Origin of the sequence: Caballeronia sp. GAWG2-1 (assembly GCF_023631405.1) — a bacterium.
In the GTDB taxonomy this organism is placed as follows: Bacteria; Pseudomonadota; Gammaproteobacteria; order Burkholderiales; family Burkholderiaceae; genus Caballeronia.
Genome location: NZ_JALQDD010000039.1, coordinates 169,586 through 185,793, shown reverse-complemented (window position 1 = coordinate 185,793; position 16,208 = coordinate 169,586). Strand labels below are relative to the sequence as shown.

17 protein-coding genes are annotated in these 16,208 nt (G+C 60.3%); 14 read left to right on the top strand and 3 right to left on the bottom strand.

Annotated features, from left to right (window positions below):
• Nucleotides 1–475: 475 nt before the first annotated feature.
• Together NCR98_RS26930 and NCR98_RS26925 are read left to right on the top strand one after the other, a co-directional pair.
• Nucleotides 476–1,660, top strand: coding sequence for a thiolase family protein (locus NCR98_RS26930; RefSeq protein ID WP_250527864.1), 1,185 nt, complete (start codon nt 476–478; stop codon nt 1,658–1,660).
• Nucleotides 1,661–1,960: 300 nt separating this feature from the next.
• On the top strand, nt 1,961–2,296 hold the full coding sequence (locus NCR98_RS26925; protein ID WP_250495261.1) for a hypothetical protein: 336 nt from the start codon (nt 1,961–1,963) through the stop codon (nt 2,294–2,296).
• A 24-nt stretch (nt 2,297–2,320) separates the two neighbouring features.
• On the opposite strand, the gene NCR98_RS26920 is transcribed toward NCR98_RS26925, so the two are convergent.
• On the bottom strand, nt 2,321–3,217 hold the full coding sequence (locus NCR98_RS26920) for a LysR family transcriptional regulator (protein WP_244832438.1): 897 nt from the start codon (nt 3,215–3,217) through the stop codon (nt 2,321–2,323).
• 146 nt (nt 3,218–3,363) lie between these two features.
• On the opposite strand from NCR98_RS26920, the gene NCR98_RS26915 reads away from it, so the two are divergent.
• The 11 genes from NCR98_RS26915 to NCR98_RS26865 all read left to right on the top strand — a co-directional run bounded on the left by NCR98_RS26915 (nt 3,364) and on the right by NCR98_RS26865 (nt 14,491).
• Nucleotides 3,364–4,857 carry an aldehyde dehydrogenase gene (locus tag NCR98_RS26915; protein ID WP_250527863.1) on the top strand — a complete coding sequence of 498 codons (1,494 nt, stop codon included), beginning with the start codon at nt 3,364–3,366 and terminating at the stop codon, nt 4,855–4,857.
• 31 nt (nt 4,858–4,888) lie between these two features.
• Entirely contained in the window at nt 4,889–5,965 is a 1,077-nt protein-coding gene (locus NCR98_RS26910; RefSeq protein WP_250527862.1) for an ABC transporter substrate-binding protein, read from the top strand.
• A gap of 25 nt (nt 5,966–5,990) precedes the next feature.
• Nucleotides 5,991–6,824, top strand: coding sequence for an ABC transporter permease (locus NCR98_RS26905; protein ID WP_250527861.1), 834 nt, complete (start codon nt 5,991–5,993; stop codon nt 6,822–6,824).
• Entirely contained in the window at nt 6,821–7,672 is an 852-nt protein-coding gene (locus tag NCR98_RS26900) for an ABC transporter permease (protein WP_250468345.1), read from the top strand. Before NCR98_RS26905 ends, NCR98_RS26900 begins: the two co-directional genes overlap by 4 nt.
• Before the next feature lie 19 nt (nt 7,673–7,691).
• A complete protein-coding gene (locus NCR98_RS26895) occupies nt 7,692–9,281 on the top strand; it encodes a phytoene desaturase family protein (protein ID WP_250527860.1) in 1,590 nt (529 codons plus the stop codon).
• A gap of 25 nt (nt 9,282–9,306) precedes the next feature.
• Nucleotides 9,307–10,401 (top strand): ABC transporter ATP-binding protein, encoded by a 1,095-nt coding sequence (locus tag NCR98_RS26890; RefSeq protein ID WP_244832443.1) that lies wholly within the window; start codon nt 9,307–9,309, stop codon nt 10,399–10,401.
• A gap of 57 nt (nt 10,402–10,458) precedes the next feature.
• Nucleotides 10,459–12,099, top strand: a complete 1,641-nt coding sequence (locus tag NCR98_RS26885; RefSeq protein WP_250527859.1) for a class I adenylate-forming enzyme family protein — start codon at nt 10,459–10,461, stop codon at nt 12,097–12,099.
• A gap of 25 nt (nt 12,100–12,124) precedes the next feature.
• Nucleotides 12,125–12,976 (top strand): amidohydrolase family protein, encoded by an 852-nt coding sequence (locus NCR98_RS26880; RefSeq protein WP_250527858.1) that lies wholly within the window; start codon nt 12,125–12,127, stop codon nt 12,974–12,976.
• Nucleotides 12,977–13,075: 99 nt separating this feature from the next.
• The gene (locus tag NCR98_RS26875) at nt 13,076–13,384 is read left to right on the top strand and encodes a hypothetical protein (protein WP_250527857.1); all 309 of its coding nucleotides are present in this window, start codon (nt 13,076–13,078) and stop codon (nt 13,382–13,384) included.
• A 143-nt stretch (nt 13,385–13,527) separates the two neighbouring features.
• Nucleotides 13,528–13,746 carry a hypothetical protein gene (locus NCR98_RS26870; protein ID WP_250468339.1) on the top strand — a complete coding sequence of 73 codons (219 nt, stop codon included), beginning with the start codon at nt 13,528–13,530 and terminating at the stop codon, nt 13,744–13,746.
• 265 nt (nt 13,747–14,011) lie between these two features.
• Entirely contained in the window at nt 14,012–14,491 is a 480-nt protein-coding gene (locus tag NCR98_RS26865) for a ribonuclease (RefSeq protein ID WP_250468338.1), read from the top strand.
• A 246-nt stretch (nt 14,492–14,737) separates the two neighbouring features.
• On the opposite strand, the gene NCR98_RS26860 is transcribed toward NCR98_RS26865, so the two are convergent.
• Entirely contained in the window at nt 14,738–15,187 is a 450-nt protein-coding gene (locus tag NCR98_RS26860) for a tautomerase family protein (RefSeq protein ID WP_250527856.1), read from the bottom strand.
• 29 nt (nt 15,188–15,216) lie between these two features.
• Nucleotides 15,217–15,699: a MarR family winged helix-turn-helix transcriptional regulator gene (locus tag NCR98_RS26855; RefSeq protein WP_250527855.1), complete on the bottom strand. Its 483-nt coding sequence runs from the start codon at nt 15,697–15,699 to the stop codon at nt 15,217–15,219.
• Between the two features lie 126 nt (nt 15,700–15,825).
• Here NCR98_RS26855 and NCR98_RS26850 point away from each other — a divergent pair, with 126 nt between their 5' ends.
• Entirely contained in the window at nt 15,826–16,206 is a 381-nt protein-coding gene (locus tag NCR98_RS26850; protein ID WP_250527854.1) for a tautomerase family protein, read from the top strand.
• Nucleotides 16,207–16,208 lie beyond the last annotated feature (2 nt).

Below are 16,208 nucleotides of genomic sequence, written 5' to 3'. Positions count from 1 at the left end.
TTGGTCGAGCGTTGATTTGTTGCGCTCGCAGCTACATATGCGAGAGGCATGCCAACGACGCAAATAAATTTGGTTTGGCTGTCTAAATGCTTGATTTAAAAGAATAGAAGTTGAATTGGTCGCACGCTTCGATCAGGTTGAGAAAGGTCAGTAGAGACATTTGTGTTTTGATGGAGCCGACATAATTTTCGAAGATGACTGTCCTGAACAGACACAGTGGAAGGTCCTCTTGGTCCGCAAGACAGAGACGTGAAAAAAATCTAGTCCCAGCCAAGTCTCACGAGTCCTTGGCTACCGCCGTCCACACCTCGAATATCGAAACAACTCAACTTTGCTAACGCGCAGAGTGCTATTTGGAGTCATCCCGGCCCTGATCGAGTCGTCCCGACGTCGAACGCTCAACCACCCATCGTCTCTGCAAGCTTCTCAAATCCATGGAAAAATGTGCATATGCACTAACCATGGAGAGAATGTCATGTTCAAAGATGAAATCGTTCTATGCGCGCCGGTGCGCACGCCAATCGGAGCCTTTGGCGGCAGCTTGAAAGAAGTGGCGGCAACGGAGCTGGGCGCCACCGCTATCCGCGAGAGCGTGCGTCGCACGGGTCTGGCGCCGCGAAAGGTCGATGCAGTCATCATGGGCAACGTCATCCAGGCAGGCAGCGGCATGAATCCCGCGCGCCAGGCGTCGATCAACGGCGGCATTCCGGTGGCATCGCCTGCTGTCACGGTGAATCGGGTATGCGGGTCGGGCGCGCAGGCAATTGCATCGGCGGCTCAGGAAATAGCACTCGATATCTCAAACGTGGTTATTGCCGGTGGCATGGAGAACATGGATCGCGCGCCGTATCTGCTGCCTGCGGCGCGATGGGGTCAACGCATGGGCGCGGCACAGGTCATCGACAGCATGTTGCGCGATGGACTCGACGACGCGTTCTCGGGCCAGCACTCCGGCTGGCACACGGAAGACCTCGTCAGCAAATACGGCATCGGCCGCGAGGCGCAGGACCGCTGGGCAGAACGTTCGCAACGGCGCTTCAGCGATGCGCGAGATGCAGGTCACTTCGCAAACGAGCTCGTGACCGTCAACGTTCCTGGCAAAAAAGGCGTGTCCCCATTCGATACAGACGAGCAACCGCGTCCCGATACCAACCTCGAAACGCTTGCTCGGCTCAAGCCCGCATTTCGCAAGGACGGCACCATCACCGCAGGCAATGCGCCGGGCCTGAATAGCGGCGCATCGGCGATGATCGTCACGCGTCGTGCCACGGCTGAATCGTTAGATGTAGTCGCTTCGGCGCGGCTCGTTGCTTTCGCGGTGTCGGCGGTCGAGCCGGGGCTGTTTGGCATCGCACCGGCCCCGGCCGTGACAAAGGTATTGGAGCGCGCGGGCTGGAAGCTGGGCGACGTGGAGCGCTTCGAGATCAACGAGGCTTTCGCTGCAGTGCCGCTCGCCGTCATAGCTGAACTCGGGATTCCCGAGGACATCGTGAACGTGGATGGCGGCGCTATCGCGCATGGTCATGCCATCGGCGCCACGGGCGCGGTGCTCACCACGCGTCTAATCCACTCGATGCGTCGCGATGGCGTGCGGCGAGGCATCGTGACGCTTTGCATCGGCGGAGGGCAGGGCATCGCGCTCGCGCTCGAAAGTCTTTAAGGCATGGCGCAAAAAGTCCGGCAGGAATGCCGGGCCGAAATCCGTCGAGCAGCATGGCATTTTTGACGAGACGCGCGGGCCGTGCGTTACAACACGCGATTCACGCCGCCATACGCGTGACGAAGGCATCGCGTTCGGGCGATATCGTCGGCGCATGCGCACAGGCCTGCCCCGTCGAAAGGCACCGCACCGGATCAACCGAAAACGCATAAAACGTCACGTTTCGAGGGAGAAAGCTAAAGATCGCGCGCGCCGTGTCGTTACCTCAGAAGCGATCACACGAGGCGGACAGAGGTACGGATGTTTTCCATCATATGCAAGGAATGCGGCGCGGAAGCACGCACGGAAGTAGCGAACTGCCCGAGATGCGGGTTCGTGATGGAGAAACCGGCACCCGAGATCGTCGAGGCCAGCAAGCCTGCTTTGCGGATGCCAAGGCGTCTGCGCGATCACTTGAGCACCGTAGCCGCATGGACGACGGTCTGCCTCGTTGCACTGGCAGGCATTACGCTCTGGTCCACTCGCACGTCGGGTGATTCAGAGAGTGGCGCTGTCGCCGTCGGCAAGATCGAAACGGGTGAGAATCGCATGACAGCCGATACTGCGGCGCTCGCTGCAAGCACGAGTCGGCCTTAGTCCGTAACGCATGCACTTAAAGACTCACCCCATCACGAACTCCGCCGCAGTCTCCTTCAATTGAAGGACGAATTGATTGACGATGACCGACCGCGGTCTGCCGGGCGCAAAGAGAAAGCGCGGTTCGACCGGTACGGCCGGCGAGAATCGTCGTGCAATCAAGTCCGGAAACGAACGGCTCATCAGCGAGAAAGGGTCCACCAGCGCCACCGCATTGGCTTCCCGCACGAGCGCGCACAGCACCGGCGTGCTGTTGGACACGAACGCGCTCGTAAAGACCCGTCCCTGCGCGCGGAAGGCTTCGCGCAGGCGCCATCCCGTCAACGTATCTTCCCCGAAGGTCGCGAGCGTCTCGTGATCCAGAAGGCGAGGCGTGACCGTCTTGCGCGCAGCAAGCGGATGCTCCGCACGCATCACGCAGCATAGTTCGGCGCGACAGAACTCCTCCACCTCGAGCGTGCCTGAAGGCGCGGCTACATCCAGAATGCCGAAATCCGCCTGATTGTTGTTCACGTATTCGACGACGTGACGCGTAGGCAACGCCCTGATATCGAACTCGACTTGCGGATGCGTCTCGCGGAACTTGCCGACCGCGCGCGCGACGATAGTGGTTGCGAGCATGGAGACTGTCGATACGCGAATCGACCCGCGCTGGCCCTCCTGAATCTCGCGTGCGGTCTGCGCAATCGATTGCACGCTGCCAAACAACCGCTCTATCTCCGGCAGGATTGCCTCCGCCTCGGGCGTGCATACGAGCCGCCCCTTCACACGCAGAAAAAGCGTAAGCCCGATGTCTTCTTCCAGCATGCGCAGAGTCTTGGTCACGGCAGGCTGGGACACGTAAAGCAGACGTGCCGCAGCGGACACGCTGCCCGCCTTGACCACCGCGCGGAAGATTTCCAGATGACGCACTTTGAGCATGGCGGACCCGTCGAAGGTATAACTTTCTGGCAGGAACAAGGTTATCAGAATGTATTGGTTTTCATACTTTTGAAACCCTACACTTGATTTCAACGCTGGATGTTGAAAGGCACGCAGGCAATCGACCCAACTCAAGGAGCTTTGCAGTGAGCATTCCCGACGCATCGGTGTGGCGCGCCCGCGCGCAAGAAATCCGGCCCGAGGGCCGCGCGTTCATCGACGGGCGCTATGTGAACGCGCTCTCCGGCAAGCTCTTTGCGACCATCGACCCGGCCACGGGCCGTACCATCGCCGCAGTCGCCGAATGCGGAACGGAAGACGTGGACGTCGCGGTCAGAAGCGCGCGACGCGCCTTCGAATCCGGCGTCTGGTCGCGCGCCGCACCTGCCGAACGCAAAGCCGTCATGCTCAAATTCGCGGGTTTGATCATGGCGCATCGCGAAGAGCTGGCGCTGCTCGAATCGCTCGATGTCGGCAAGCCGATCACCAATGCCTACAACGGCGACATCGTGAGTTCGGCCACCTGCATCCAGTGGTATGGCGAGGCCATCGACAAGCTCTATGGCGAAACCGCGCCCGCCGCACCCGACGTGACCACCATGATCGTGCGCGAGCCGCTCGGCGTGGTCGCGGCCGTGGTGCCGTGGAACTATCCGCTCTCGATGGCAAGCTGGAAGCTCGGCCCCGCACTCGCCGCAGGCAACTCGGTGATCCTCAAGCCCGCGGAGCAATCGCCGCTAAGCGCGATTCGTATCGCCGCGCTCGCGGCCGAAGCGGGTTTGCCGCCTGGCGTGCTCAACGTCGTGCCGGGCTACGGTGAAACGGCGGGGCGCGCGCTCGGTCTGCACATGGATGTCGATGCCGTCGGCTTCACCGGGTCGACCGCTGTCGGCAAGTTGTTCATGCAGTACTCGGGTCAGTCGAATATGAAGCGCATCGGGCTCGAATGCGGCGGCAAGAGCCCGCATATCGTGCTCGACGATTGCCCCGATCTCGACGCCGCCGCGCGCGCCGTGGCGGCCGGTATCTTCGCCAATAGCGGACAGGTGTGCAACGCGGGTTCGCGGCTGATCGTACACGCGGCGGTACGCGACGAACTGCTGGAGAAAGTCGCGGCCATCGCGCGGGATCTCGTGCCCGGCGACCCGCTCGATCCCGCCACGAAGATGGGTGCGATCGTGAGCCAGGCACAGCACGAGTCGGTCATGTCGTATATCGATGCGGGTCGTGCCGATGGCGCGCGTGTCATCGCTGGCGGGCGTACCGCGCGGCCGGAATCGGGCGGCTACTTCATCGAGCCGACCGTGTTCGATCGTGTGAGCAACGACATGCGTATCGCGCGCGAGGAGATTTTCGGGCCGGTGCTGTCGGCGATCACGGTCGAGTCGCCGGAGGAAGCGGTGCGCGTCGCCAACGACACGATCTACGGCCTCGCCGCCGCGGTGTGGACCTCGAACATCGCGCGGGCGCAGCAGGTCTCGCGTCAATTGAAGGCGGGCGTGGTGTGGGTCAATTGCTTCGATCGCGGCACCATGTCCTCGCCCTTCGGCGGCTTCAAGCAATCGGGATTCGGCCGCGACAAGTCGATGCACGCCTTCGACAAATACATGGACTGGAAGGCGATCTGGATCGCCGGATGAAGCAGTGCCCCGACCTCGCATGGAGACCGACATGAACGCGCCACTATCTCAAGCCGAAACCGTATCGACCAGTCCGTCGCCTTCACGACGCACCTTCCTGCTGCAAGCCGGCGCGCTCGCCGGCACCGCGCTGCTCGGCGCACCGGCCATTGTGCATGCGCAGGCAAAGAGCGTCAGCGTGACATGCTGGGGCGGCGCCTATGAAGCGGCGGTGCGTGCCTCGTTCGCCGAACCCTTTGCGAAAGAGACGGGCATCGCGGTGAATCTCGTCAACAGCGCGGATCTCGCGCGCATGAAGGTGCAGGTCGAATCGAAGAATGTGTCGTGGGATGTGTTCGACAGCATTGGACCGCAGATCGTCGCGGGTTCGCGTCAGGGCATGTGGGAGAAGCTGGACCCGGCTATCGTCAAGACCGATGGCCTCATCACGAAGACGGGCGCGGACTTCGTCGGCACGTATTCGTATGCGGGCGGGATCGGCTTCGACCCGAAGCGCGGCAGCAAGCATCCGACGACCTACGCGGAGTTCTGGGATGTAAAAGCGTTTCCGGGTCGTCGGGGTTTGCGCCCACGGGTGAGCGAGAACCTGGAGATGGCGTTGCTCGCGGATGGCGTCGCGCCCGACAAGCTTTACCCGCTCGATGTCGAACGCGCCTTCGCGGCGATGGACCGCATCAAGCCGGGTGTGCGCAAGTGGATCGAGACGACGCCGGAGACGGTGACGCTTATCGCGAGTAACGAACTCGATTTCACGTACACGTATCTGAGTCGCGTTTTGCCCGCGCAAAGAGCGGGTACGTCGGTGCAGATGTCGATGAAGCAGACGCTCAACAGCCTCGAATATCTCGCGGTGCCGAAGTACGGCAAGAACACGCAGGCTGCCATGCAATACGTGGCGTTCTGTCTGCGCCCCGACCGCCAGGCCGCATTCTGCGAGATGGTCGAGTTCGCGCCGAACGCGGTGCAGGCCATGCCGCTCGTATCCGCCGCCGCCAAGGCGCGCATGCCGGACATGCACGATCCGAACAGCGTGATCATCAACGACACGTGGTGGGGCGATCACTACGACGCGTTGCAAAACCGCTTCACGACCTGGATGCTGACATAACGTAGCGTAAAGCAAGGGGCGCGCGATGAGTTACACGCTGAACCTGAAGGCCGTCGTCGTGATGCTGCTGCCGCTCTACGGCCTGCTCGCGGTGTTCTTTCTGTGGCCGCTCGGCGTAGTCGGCTGGTCGAGCATCTACGAACACGCGTTCACGCTGCGCGGCTACGAACAGGTGCTGACGAGCGCGCTCATACATCGCGTGCTCGGCAACACGATGATCATCAGCGCGCTCGCCACGGCGACGAGTCTCGTGCTTGGGTATATCGTCGCGCTGCATCTCGCCCGCATGCCCATGTCGAAGCGCGCGCCGTATCTCGTGATGGTGATGTTGCCGTTCTGGACCAGCGTGCTCGTGAAGAGTTATGCCTTCACCGTCGTGCTGGGCAGCGCGGGGATCGTCGCGAAACTCGCGGGATGGTTGAGTGGCGATACATGGCATCCCGACCTCATGTTCAACCGCACTGGCGTCGTGATAGGAATGACCAACTATCTCCTGCCGTTCATGGTGCTGCCCATTCTCACGAGCCTCACCACGCAGAACCGCAATCTCAAGCTCGCCGCCGAACTCATGGGCGCAGGTCCCGCGATGATCTTCGCGCGCATCACGTTGCCTTTGTCGATGCCCGGCGTGTTCGCAGGCGTTCTCATGTGCCTCACGCTCTCCATGGGCATGTACATCACGCCCGCGTTGCTCGGCGGGCCGCGCGACATGATGCTCGCCAACCTCATCGACTTCTACACGCGGCAGACGCTCGACTGGACGCTGGCCGCTTCCATCGCGATGATGTTGCTCGTGCTGTCCGGGGCGCTGATCGCGGTGCTCGGACGTGTTCAGCGCGGCACGGAGGCGCTCGCATGATGGATACCGCAACGCGTGTCAGCAACGAATTCGTCAAGCCCGAACCGAAGCGCCGCGACTCGCGTGTATTCATGCGCGTGCTCGGTTCCATCGGCGGATGGTGCGGCTATTTGTTCCTGCTGCTGCCAAGCCTCGTGATCGTGCCGATTTCGTTCGGCGGCGGCAGCGAACTGACGTTTCCGCCGAAGACCCTCTCGCTTGCGCTATTCCGGCAGTTCTTCGCCGATCCGGCATGGTGGGGCGCGTGTGTGACGAGCGTGATGGTCGCGCTGCTGGCATCGGTAATCTCGATAGCGGCCGGTGTGCCAGGCGCTTATGCGCTTGCACGCGGCCGGTTTCCGGGCAAGCGCGTACTCGAAACCTTCGCCATCACGCCCATGCTCGTGCCCGTCGTCGTGCTCGGTCTTGGCGTGTATAAGCAGTTCTCGATGCTCTCGCTTGTCAACACGGTATGGGGACTTGCGCTCGCGCATGCCGTGCTCGTCGTTCCGTTCGTGATCATTGCGGTGGGCTCGGGCTTGCGTCACGCGGATGCATCGCTCGAAGCCGTCGCGCTTCTGATGGGCGCAAGCCGCGTGCGCATCTTCTTTCAAGTGGTGTTGCCGCAGATACGCGCGTCGGTGGCCGTGAGCGTGCTGTTCGCGTTCCTTCTGTCATTCGACGAAGTGGTGGTCGCGTACTTCATCTCGGGACCGCAGACCACGACCTTGCCGGTCAAGATGTACAGCGCGATCCGCTGGGAAGTATCGCCGGTGCTCGCCGCCGTCTCGACGCTGCTCACGCTGATATCGCTTCTGGTGTGCATCGGCATCATGGCTTTGCAACGGCGCGACGCGTCCGCCGACTAATCTTGAACTAGAGACCAACATGGCGAACAGGTACGACGCGGTGATCATCGGCGCGGGACACAACGGCCTCGTGTGCGGTGCTTATCTCGCGCGCAAAGGCTTCAAGGTATGTCTGCTTGAACGGCGCGAACTCGCAGGCGGCGCGGCCGTCAGCGAAGCGGTGTGGCCGGGGTATCGCGTATCGACCGCGTCCTACACGATGGCGTTGTTGCAGCCGCGTATCATCCGCGAACTCGAGCTTGCGAAGTACGGCTACGAGATCGTCGTGCCGCCGCCCATGCTGCATCTGTATGGCGATGGCAAGAGTCTCGTGTTTCGCGGGGAAGGCGAACGGCTTCATGCGGATATCGCGCGCTTTAGCCGCGCCGATGCCGATGCATACGGTAAGTATCGCGCGCATATGGCTCGGCTCGGCAAGGTCGTCGCCGAGATGCTCTGGGAGATTCCGCCCGATCCCGCCGATGCCGCGCTCGGCGCGCGCGGGCGTTTGCTTGGATTCGCCTGGCGTTTCCGCGATATGGGCGAGCAGTTCTACGACTTGTACGACGTACTCACGTTGAGCGCGCGCGATTACCTGTCGCGCTGGTTCGAGTCCGATCAGATGATCGCGGCGCTGGGCTTCTACGCGTCGTGCGGCGGAGCGGCCACGAGCATCTGCTCGCCCGGCTCGGCGTATGTGTTGCTGCGCGGCTTCATTCGCGATCACACCACGAGCGAGGGGCCGGCGGGCTTCGTGCGTGGCGGCATGGGTTCCATCTCCGAAGCCATCGCGGCATCGGGGCGGGCGCATGGCATGGAGGTGCGTTGCAATGCGCCGGTGGCGTCGGTGGAGATAAGCGGCGGACGAGCGACGGGCGTGCGGCTCGCATCGGGCGAATCGATCGAAGCGGGTTGCGTCATATCGAACGTGGCGACCAAGATCCTGTTTCAGCAACTCGTCGATGCGGGTTACGTGCCGCCCGAATTTCTCGCGCGTGTCGCGCAGATACGCGACCGTTCTACCGCGTTCAAAGTGAATCTCGCGTTGCGACGCCTGCCCACTTTCACGGATTTCGATTCCAATGCAGCAGGTTTTGCTTATCCGGCGCAAGTTCGTATCGGACCTTCGGTGGAGTATCTCGAACGCGCGTGGGATGCATCCAAGTATGGCGAGATATCGCCGCGACCGCCGCTCGTCGTGTTGACGCCAAGCGCGATGGACCCAAGCGTCGCGCCTGCGGGCAAGCATCTGATGAGCATCTTCGGCCAGCATGCGCCTTATAAGTTACGCGAAGGAACATGGGACACGCAGCGCAAACGTCTCTTTCATATCGTGCTCGATACGCTTGCGCTGCATGCGCCCGATATTCGCGACTGCATCGACGATGCGCAAGTGCTTTCGCCCGCCGATCTGGAGCGCATCTTCGCGCTGCCGGGCGGTCATGTGCATCACGGTGAACTGAGCGCGGATCAGATCTTCTTCAGGCGGCCGGTGCAGGGCGCTGCGGACTATCGCACACCGGTGAAGGGACTCTATCAATGCGGGGCATCCGTGCATCCGGGCGGCGGCGTGACGGGCGTGCCTGGCCACAACGCGGCGCAAGTCGTGATGCGCAGCGAGCGTCACTGAGCGGCATCATTCACGGAATCCGACGATGAACATGATCGAACTGAAGCAGGTCTCGCGGCGCTACGGCGAAGTGCAGGCGCTCGCGCCGCTCGACTTCAGCGTGAAGCAAGGCGAGTTCGTCACGCTGCTCGGCCCTAGCGGCTCGGGCAAGACTACGCTGCTCAACGTGATAGCGGGCATGGTCACGCCATCGTCCGGGCAGATTTTCGTGCGCGGCGTCGACATCACGAACGCGCCGCCGAGTGCCCGCGGACTCGGCATGGTGTTCCAGAACTATGCGCTGATGCCGCACATGACCGTTTTCGACAACATTGCGTTCCCGCTGCGCGTGCGCAAGATGCCGAAGGACGAGATTCGCCGCAAGGTAAGGGACGTGCTCGACATGGTGCGCTTGCCCGACATCGCGATGCGCAAGCCGAAGGAACTGTCGGGGGGCCAGCAGCAACGTGTGTCGCTTGCGCGTTGCATCGTCTATAACCCGGCGTTAATCTTGCTCGATGAACCGCTCGGCGCACTCGACAAGAAGCTGCGCGAACAGATGCAACTCGAGATTCGCCGGCTGCATGCGGAACTCGGCATCACGATGCTCAACGTCACGCACGATCAGGACGAGGCGCTTTCGATGTCGGACCGCATCGTGCTCATGAATCAGGGGCGCGTCGAACAGATCGCGACGCCCGACGAGCTGTATCGTTCGCCGCGCACTGCGTTCGCGGCGAGCTTTATCGGCACGGCCAATCTGATCTCGGGCACCGTGCAGGACGACATCGGGACGCATGTGGTCGTGTCGACTCCGCTTGGCATGCTGCGCGCCGCGACGGCATCGCAGACGATGTCGCGCGGTGCGGCCGTGAAGCTACTGGTGCGACCGGAAAGCGTGCGAATGACGTCCGCGCATCGGCCGCCTGACGATCATGCTGTCGATGGCATCTGTCATTCCGGCACCCTCGAAGACTCGATCACGCTCGGCAGCGTCGTGCGTCATCACGTGCGTCTTGCCGACGATACGCAGATCGTCGTGCAGCAACAGGGCACACGGCGGCGCGCCGAACATGAGCGCGGCGCGCCGGTGCTCGTCGACTGGGCGCCGGAGGATTGCCAGATCATTCTTCAAGACTAAATACGCGCGACAGGCGCGCCTCGCCGTGCGAGGTTTCGAATTTCGTGGAGAGCATGTATGAAGACACAGTCGCCGACCGTGGCGGACGAACTCGACCGTCGAAAGCGTCAGGAGCAACTCGCATTGCCTGAATCGCTCGGAGATTTCGTGCGCGAACAGGCCGCGCTATATGGCGACGAGACCGCTGCGGTGTGGTTCGATCGCGGTATCGAGATGACGTATGCGCAAATCGATCGCGCGGCTTCGCAGCTTGCCGATTCATTCGTCAGGCGCGGTATTCGCAAGGGCTGTCACGTTGGACTGATGTTGAAGAACACGCCCGAGTTTCCCATCTCGTGGATCGCGCTGGGTCGTATCGGCGCGGTCATGGTGCCCGTGAACACCGCCTACACGCAGGACGAAATGATGTTCGTCCTTACCGATGCCGACGTGCAGTACCTCGTGATCGACGCCGAATTCCTGCCGCGTCTCGCCGATGCGCCCACGCTGCCCGCACTGCTTGCATGGGAACGTGTGATCGTGTGCGGCGAGAGCGAGCATCCGCTGCAATGGCAGGCTTTGCTCGATGCGGGCAGCGCCATGTTCAATGCGCCCGGAACGGTGTCGCGCAACGACCTGTTGAATCTGCAATATACCTCAGGCACAACGGGCTTTCCGAAGGGCTGCATGCTGACTCACGATTACTGGATGATTCATTGCCACGGTGCGGCGCGTAACAGGCGCGGCCCCGAAGCGGGCATCGAGAACGTGTTGATCTGGGCGCCGTTCTTCTACATGGACCCGATGTGGCAGTTCCTGATGACGCTTAAGCTCGGTGGCACCGCGTACATTGCCGAGCGCATGAGTCTCACGCGCTTCATGTCGTGGCTCATCGATTATCGGATTCACTACTGCATCTTTCCCGAGCCTGCCTTGAGCGCGCATCCACGGAGCGAACGCGACGCCGATGTATGCCTGAAGTATGTGAGCATCTACGGATGGACCAGAAGCGCGCGCGAAGAAGTGCAGGCGCGCTTCAACGTGATTGCCCGCGAAGGCTTCGGCATGACCGAAGTAGGAACGGGCGCACTCGTGCCCGCGTGGGCCCATGATGAGGCGCTCGAACGCACTTGCGGTCTGCCTGCCCCGTTTCGTGAACTGCAGGTTCGTCGCGATGACGGCAGTATCGCCGATACGGATGAAGTCGGTGAACTCTGGATTCGCGGGCGCGGCATTTTATGGGGGTACTACAAGCGTCCAGAGGCCAACGCCGAGAGTTTCGATGGCGACTGGTTTCGCACGGGCGATCTGTTTCGACGCGATGCAAAGGGCTTTTATTTCATCGTGGGACGCATCAAGGAGATGATCAAGCGCTCGGGCGAGAATGTCTCGGCAACCGAAGTGGAGACCGTTCTACGCAGCATGGATGCAATCGATGAAGCCGCAGTCGTGCCGGTGCCCGATCCGCTGCGTCGCGAGGAAGTGAAGGCGTACCTCAAGTTGCGCGAAGGACTCACGCATAGCGACGTTCCGCCCGCGGCGGTGTTCGAGCATTGCGCGCTGCATCTCGCGTCGTTCAAGGTGCCGCGTTATCTGCAATATATCGTCGGCGATTTTCCGCGTACGCCTTCGCGCAAGATCGCGAAAAAACGCCTGATTGCCGAGACAACCGATCCGTTCGTCGATACCTTCGATCGTCAGGAGTCGCGTTGGCGGTAACGCCAGACGCTTGCCGGAGCTGCCCATGTTCGTGGACTTTTCGAGCCGTCCTCCGTCGTTGCAGTTCGACGGTCCTGTCAGTCATCTGGCGAATTATCGGCGCGTGTACGAGGGTACGGAGCGTCAAGTCGCGAGTGCGAATGGTGTCGATCCACTCGACGACTATCTCGCGACTTACGAGCGACTGAAAGCGCGACATGTCGTGTTGAAGGCGCGCGATCTCACCAGCACGTTCGGCGTGAAGATAGCGAACGACCACGTGGCTGCGTTTTGTCACACGCATGGCGAGCGCTACATCGGCTTTGCAGGCGTCGATCCGCACAAAGGCGATGCGGCGGTCGCGGAGTTCGAGACGGCGGTGCGTGAACTCGGTCTGCGTGGGCTGAATGTGCAAGGCTTCGAGCATAAGTTGGCTATCGACGATCCCTCGCTGTTTCCGCTTTATCGCAAATGTGTCGAATTGGACGTGCCGGTGAATATTCATTGCGGCACGAACTTCTCGACGCATACCTCGATGATGCATGGCCATCCTGCCGCGCTCGACCGCGTGATGATGTCGTTGCCCGCGTTGCGGGTATGCGCTTCGCCGCCGGGATGGCCGTGGGTGCATGAACTGCTTGCGGTGGCGTGGCGGCATCCGAATGTGTGGATAGGCACCGTGGCTGTGCGGCCGAAGCTACTTGCCACCGCGCACTCGGGTTACGAGCCGCTTTTGCAATACGGCAGGACGGTGCTTAAGAAGCGCATGATCTTCGGGTCCGCGTTTCCGATGATGCCGGTCGACAAGGCTTTGCAGGAGTTCGATGCGCTTGGGATGGCGGATCAGGTTCGCGAGGATTGGCTCTGCAACAATGCGGTGCAGTTCCTTGGGGGCTAAAACGCCCGCGTCGTGAATCAGAATGAAAGGCGGTACGCGTGTTGCTGACAGTGAACGTCGTCTGACCTTCAAACCAGCGCTCAACTCACGAGGAACACGATGGAACCGATGAAGCCCATAAAACCCATAACGCCGATGCAACCGATGGAGCCCATGAAGCCGATGGAACATTGGTGGCCGGACAATCTCGGCGAGCCGCAAACGAGTGGTGCACAGAACGGTCTGCGCTACGCCTTCTTTGCGGATGCGAAGCGACTTTTAATCGAAGACAACGGCACGTTAAAGACTTATGACAGCGCGGACCATTGCATTAGCGGGGTGTCGCAAGGAAGTAGCGCAGGGCATGGCCCTGCGTTTACCAGTCAGAATGGCGTGGTAGACCTTACAACATTGAAGGAGATTAAGTAGCTGGCTTGTCAGGGATGTCTTCCAACAAGGACCGGAAATTTTTTTTCGATGCGTGTCAACACACAGCGTGGCGAGGCGTTAAGCAAGTACTCGCGGTACTTAAGCCGCGACACTGTTAAACAACCACGAAGGGCCTGACCGCCATGAAAAAGCAACTCGTTGCCGCATCGATCGCCGCTTTGTTTTCCGTTGGTGTATTCGCACAGGCTTCGGCGCCTGCCGTAGCCCCTGCAGCTCCGGCTGCCACGACGGCCGACGCCGCGCAGCCCGCAAGTGGAACCAAGACTAAAAAGCATCACCGCAAGCATCACAAGAACACGACGAAGGCTGCCCCGATCCCGTCGTCGGCACCGAAGCCCTAAGCTTTAGGGTGTCGAATTCGCTTCGTTCGGCAGTGGTTCAGGGTTGAAACGATCGAACGAGGTGACGGAGTATTCAAAGTGCGGCTTAAAGGCGCGATACCTGCGCCTTTAGGCCGTTTTCGTTTGCGCTTCCTGGTTGAGTTCTTAAAGCATCGTTGGTGCGGTTTCGTCGACAACGCGCGAACATTGCCTCAGGCTGCTACTAGCGCTATTCTTGAACCGCTTGCAGTAATCGAATGCTGGTCAATCCGGGGACAACAACTTCGTGAAGCGAACTCTGGCTTTCTGCTGCATTTTTACCTTGAGCGCAATCCTCTGCGCATGCAACAAAGACGGATCGCGAAGCGCGACTCCAGATGCGGGCGCATCAGCGAGTCAGGCGCCAGTCCAACCAGGACAGGTCGCGAGCGGTACGCAAGCCGCATCGGCCACGCAGGAACACAGCGCGCCAGCCGCCGTCACCGCTATCACCAAAGCGCAATTGCCAGGCGAGGCGACTGAGACACTGCGTCTGATCAAGGCCGGTGGTCCGTTCCCCTTCGCCGAGGACGGTGTCATGTTCCGCAATAGCGCCGCAATGCTACCGCAACATCCGCGTGGCTACTACCGCGCCTATACCGTGCGCACGCCGGGCGCGACGGATCGCGGGCAACGACGCATCGTGTGCGGTGGACAGCGCAAACAGACTAACGACTGCTATTACACTGAAGATTACTACGTCAGTTTCAAGCGTATTGCAGATTAATTTGGAAAAAGCGGGAATGCGCTGGGCGCTTTTTTTAGAGGACCTCGATTGCTTCTTAGCCGTTCTTAGGCGCGCTGCTCGACGTTGGTAATGGCAGTGGGGAATGCTATCGTCATACGTTTAGGTCAATCGAAGTGTTAGATAGAATCCCCGTCCGTATCGACGAGCGTAAGTGATTCTTGAGGCAAGTCGTAGACAATAATTTCGTATGACCCGCCAACATAATCGAAGGGCGTGAGTCGACGATCAGTCCTGTGTGCCCGCAAGCCCTAGCAAATAGGCGCGATCTGCCTCAGGTAGCCCGTCAAGCCACTGTTGTTCAGTTCCAGGCTGAGGCAAGACTTGTCCATATTCGATCATGTTCGCAGGCGGCAACTCGGAGAGATAAATCCATAAAAAACGCTTTTCCAACTTCGAGATTCGATGAAGGGATTCCACGATATCGGCAAGCAACCTGGCCTTTTGCTCAGGCGTTCTTCCTGCGCGAATGTGTCCATGCACGAAGATCTGATTCGTATCGATCCGCTTACCGCCCATGAAATGAGCCCCTCGTGGAATCGCGCTGAACATGACCTGCGCGAAGAAAGTTTGCGCACCCGTGGCTTGACTATGCGCTCGGGTGATTTCGCGCGCAATGTTTGCTTTCGCGTCATCGGAAAGCAGCCCGTCCGTGACAGATACGAGGTAAGTCGGCATATGGCGTCTCCCTAATTAGCGTTTATCCGCTAGCGTTGCATGTTCTTTTCGAAGCGCTCCGCAAATTCATCCGATAAGAGCTTGTCCAGCACGCCGCGCAATACTTCGGCTTCGGCGCGGCCCAATGATGAATCGAAGATAGCTTGCGCCTTGCGCCACAGAACGTCGGATTCAGCGAGCTTCTCGCGTCCTTCGGGCGTGAGACCAATCGATTTATGCCGCCTGTCGTCAGGGTTCACCTCGAGTGAGATGAAGCCGTCACGCTCAAGCGGCTTGAGCGTATGCGCGAGCGCGCCCGAATCCATTACCAGCGCTGCAGCGAGCTTGCCTACGTTGGTCGGCTCCGATCGCCCGATCTGAGCGAGCACCGCGCGCTGCGTGATTTTCAGGCCGCTTGGCGATATTGCCGCGTCATAGAGTTGTGAAATACGTCGCGTGGCCTTGCGCAGTGCGGTGCAACTGCAACCGGGTCGCCCGCGATTCACATTCTTTGCCGCCATTTTCGTTGCCATCACTCATTCCTCTGCGAAGTTTCCTGCAGAGTCATTATTCCATTATCAGCATATGCAGGCAATTGACAGATTGCAAGCATATGCTGATAATTTGCCGCACCGGTCCTCATCAAATGGAGCTCCATCATGCCGTTTGTTCGTATCGACTTGAAGAAGGGAAAGGATGCCGACTATCGCCAGAAGATCGGCCTCGTCGTTTATGAAGCGATGCTCAGTGTCGGTGTGCCACAGAACGACCGCTTCCAGGTCATCAACGAGCATGAAGACGCCAACTTCATGTTCGATCCGACGTATCTTGGCATTGCGCGCGACGACGACCTTGTCATCATCCAGATCACGTGGAACGAAGGACGTAGCACCGATCAAAAGAAAGCGCTATACCGCGCAATTGCCGAGGGACTCTCGACATCGCCGGGCATACGGCCTGAGAACGTCTTCATCAATCTGGTCGAAGTGAAGAAAGAGAACTGGTCGTTCGGCAACGGTTTAGCGCAATACGCGGTTTGAGG